Annotated in this window: 1 protein-coding gene; it reads left to right on the top strand. The window is 68.4% G+C overall.

The annotated features are described in order from the left end of the window. Positions 1 to 57: 57 nt before the first annotated feature. A partial coding sequence (locus ACFWMR_RS42440) for a non-ribosomal peptide synthetase (RefSeq protein ID WP_378382478.1) occupies positions 58 to 3,998 on the top strand: 3,941 nt, incomplete at its 3' end.

The raw sequence follows: 3,998 nt of genomic DNA on the forward strand, positions 1-3,998 counted from the left end.
CCGTTCGAGTTGTTGGTGGAGCGGTTGAATCCTCGTCGTTCGTCGGCGCATCATCCGTTGTTCCAGATCGCTCTCGCCCTACAGAACAACGAAGAGCCGCGATTCACCCTGCCGGGACTGGACGTCCGTCCGGAGACCGCACTGGTGGGCGCCGCGCGGTTCGACCTGTTCCTGAATCTCGCCGAGAAGCCGGACGGCGGTCTCGCGGGTGCCGTCGAATACGCGACCGAACTGTTCGACCGGGAGACCATCGAAGACTTCGTCGAACGCTGGCTCCGTGTCCTGCGGACCATGGTCGACCACCCGGACCGCTCGATCAACGACGTCGACATCCTGGCTCCGGGGGAAAGCGCCCGGCTCACCGCGGCCCCGGTCCTGGACGCGCCCGCCCGCACGCTGCCGGAGTTGTTCCGTGCCCGGGTGGAGCGGGATTCGGGTGCGGTCGCGGTGGTGGCCGGTGGTGTCGAATTGTCCTATGGAGAGTTGGACGCGCGGGCGAATCGGTTGGCGCATTGGCTGATCGGCCAGGGTGTGGGCCCGGAGCGCCGGGTGGTGTTGTTGCTGGAGCGTTCGGTCGAGTTGGTTGTGGCGATCGTGGCGGTGGTGAAGGCCGGCGGTGTCTATGTGCCGGTGGATCCGTCGTATCCGGCCGGCCGGATCGGCGATTTGGTCGATCATGTGGATCCGGTGCTGGTATTGCGTGAGTTGCCGGAGACGGACGACAGTTCGCGGGTTGATCCGGACGTCTTGGTGGATCCGAGAAATTTGGCGTATGTGATGTTCACGTCGGGGTCCACCGGCGTGCCGAAGGGTGTGGCGGTGACGCACGCCGATGTCGTCGGGCTGGTCTCGGACGGGTGTTGGGGTGAGGCGCATCGGCGGGTGCTGGTGCATTCGCCGCAGGTGTTCGACGCCTCCACGTATGAATTGTGGGTTCCGCTGATTCATGGTGGGACGCTGGTGTTGGCGCCGTCGGGGGAGTTCGACGCGGCGGTGCTGGCGAGGACTGTCGTAAGTGGCGGGGTCACCGGGTTGTGGCTGACGGCCGGGTTGTTCAGTGTGATGACCGAGCACCATCTTGACTGCTTCGAGTCGGTGGAGCAGGTTTGGACCGGGGGTGACGTGGTGTCACCCGAGGCCGTCCGCCGGGTGTTCGAGGCGTATCCGGGGATCTCCGTGGTGGATGGGTATGGCCCGACGGAGACGACGACCTTCGCGACCCGGCATGTGATGACGTGGGACGACATTCCACAAGGGACGGTCCCGATCGGCGTCCCGATGGACACCATGCGGACTTATGTCCTCGACGAGCGGCTGCGCTTGACGGCCCCGGGAGTCCCCGGCGACCTGTACGTCTCGGGCGCCGGAGTCGCGCGCGGCTACCTCGGCCGTCCGGACCTGACTTCAGACCGGTTCGTGGCCGATCCATTCGGGGGGCCTGGGGCGCGGATGTACCGGACCGGTGACCGGGTGCGCTGGAACCGCCGTGGTGAACTGGAGTTCGTCGGCAGGGTTGATGATCAGGTGAAGGTGCGCGGGTTCCGGGTCGAGCCGGGCGAGGTCGAGGCCGCGTTGCTCGACCAGCCCGAGGTCGCCCGAGCCGTTGTAGTCGCGCGGGAGGACCGGCTGGTCGCCTACGTCGTCCAGGAGCACGACACCGCTCCGGAGATCGGTGACGAGCAGGTCGATGAGTGGCGTGACGTCTACGACACGATGTACGGAGCCGAGCAGACCGCCACGCTGGGTTCGGATTTCACCGGTTGGAACAGCTCTTATACCGGTGAGCCGATTCCGCTGGAGGAGATGAAGTCGTGGCAGGCGGCTGCGGTCGAGCGGATCCGGGAGTCGTCGCCGCGCCGGATCTTGGAGATCGGCGTCGGCTCCGGTCTGCTGCTTGGGCCTCTGCTGAACGACGTCGAGTCTTATTGGGCGACCGACTTCTCGGCGCCGGTGATCGAACGGCTGCGCGCCCAGGTGGACGCGGAGCGCGTCGAACTGCGCTGTCAGCCCGCGGACGACGTTACCGGTTTGCCGAACCACTTCTTCGATGTGGTGGTGCTGAATTCGATCGTCCAGTACTTCCCGGATGGCGCCTACTTGGCGCGCGTCCTGGACGGCGCCCTGCGACTGCTCGCGCCGGGTGGCCGGATCTTCGTCGGTGACGTGCGGCATCAACGGACGGTCCGTGCTCTGCACACGGCGGTTCAGGCCGGACGGGCGAAATCCGTCGAGCGCCTGCGCGCCGCTGTCGAGCAGGCCGTGTTGCTGGAGAAGGAGCTGGTCGTCGATCCAGGCTTCTTCTCGTCGTGGGCCGAGGAGAACGCGGCCGGGATCGACATCCGGCTCAAACGGGGTCAACCGCACAACGAGCTGACCCGGCACCGCTACGAAGTGGTCATCCATCGCGATCCCGTGCTCGCGACGTCGGTCGCGGACCTGCCGGAGGTGGAGTTCGCCGGTCTGGACGAGCTGGGCGGCCTCGACGGCCCGGTGCGGCTCACCGGGATCCGGAGCCCCCGGCTGGCCGGGGAAGCGGCGGCCGCACTGGCCCTGGCGCGGCACGCGTCCCTCGATGAAGTCCGCTCCCACCTGCGCTCCGGGACCGGGCTGGATCCGGAGGAATTGCACGCCTGGGGTGAGCGTGCCGGCCGCCGGGTGGTGACGACGTGGTCCCCGCACGAGTCCGCCACCTACGAAGCCGTCCTCCTGCCCGCCGGTGACGACGACCGGCTGACCGGCGTGTACCGGCACCCCGGCAGTGGGCGCCCCCGGTCCGCGCTGGTGAACAACCCGCTCGGTTCCCGGACCACCGGCCGGCTGCTGGCGCGGCTGCGGGAACGGCTCGCCGAGCGGCTGCCGGAGCACCTCGTCCCGGCCGTGTTCCTCGCGATCGGCGAGATCCCGTTGACCGATAATGGCAAGGTCGACCGCGCTGCCCTGCCCGAACCCGGCGGGCACCAGGTCACCGGCCGTGCCCCGCGGACCCCTCAGGAAGAAGTCCTGTGTGGACTGTTCGCGGAAATCCTCGGTCGGCCGACGGTCGGCGTCGACGACGGCTTCTTCGACCTTGGCGGACACTCTCTGCTCGCGACCCGGCTGGTCAGCCGGATCCGGGCGGTGTTCGGGGTGGATCTGCCGGTTCGCGCGCTCTTCGACGCGGACACCGTGGCCAGGCTCGCCGAGCGCGTCCACGGCGGCTCGGACCGGCCCGCGCTGGTGCCGCGAGACCGTCCCGACGTGCTGCCGTTGTCGTTCGCGCAGCAGCGGTTGTGGTTCCTGCACAAGCTGGAGGGGCCGTCAGCGACCTACAACATCGCGCTCGCCCTTCGGCTCACGGGCGACCTGGACCGCGGGGCACTGGAGGCGGCTCTCGGCGATGTCGTCGGACGGCACGAGTCGCTGCGGACGGTGTTCCCCGAGATCGACGGCCGTCCGCACCAGCTCGTCACCGACGACCGGCCGTCCCTGCACGCCGACCGGACGACCGAAGCCGGTCTCACGGAGACGCTGAGCGGCGCGGCGCGGTACGAGTTCGATCTGGCTGGGGAGATACCGATCCGGACGACGTTGTTCGAGGTTGACGAGTCGACGTCGGTGTTGCTGGTGCTGGTGCATCACATCGCGGGTGACGGCTGGTCGATGGGCCCGCTCGCGCGTGACCTCGTCGCTGCCTACACTGCCCGCCGCGATGGTGTCGTGCCCGGCTGGTCGCAACTGCCCGTCCAGTACGCCGACTACACGCTGTGGCAGCGAACGCTGCTCGGCGATGAGAACGCCGACGACAGCCTGTTCACCCGGCAGGTCGCCTACTGGACGGACAGGCTCGCCGGACTGCCCGCCGAATCCACCGTGCCCCTCGACCGGCCGCGCCCGGCTGTCGCTTCGTATGCGGGCGACACCGTGTGGTTCGGGTTGGATGCGGGGTTGGTGGGTGGTTTGGGGGTGGTGGCTCGGTCTGTGGGTGCGTCGTTGTTCATGGTGTTGCAGGCTGGGTTGGC

This window comes from Amycolatopsis thailandensis, from assembly GCF_042723255.1.
Classification (GTDB): Bacteria; Actinomycetota; Actinomycetes; order Mycobacteriales; family Pseudonocardiaceae; genus Amycolatopsis; species Amycolatopsis thailandensis.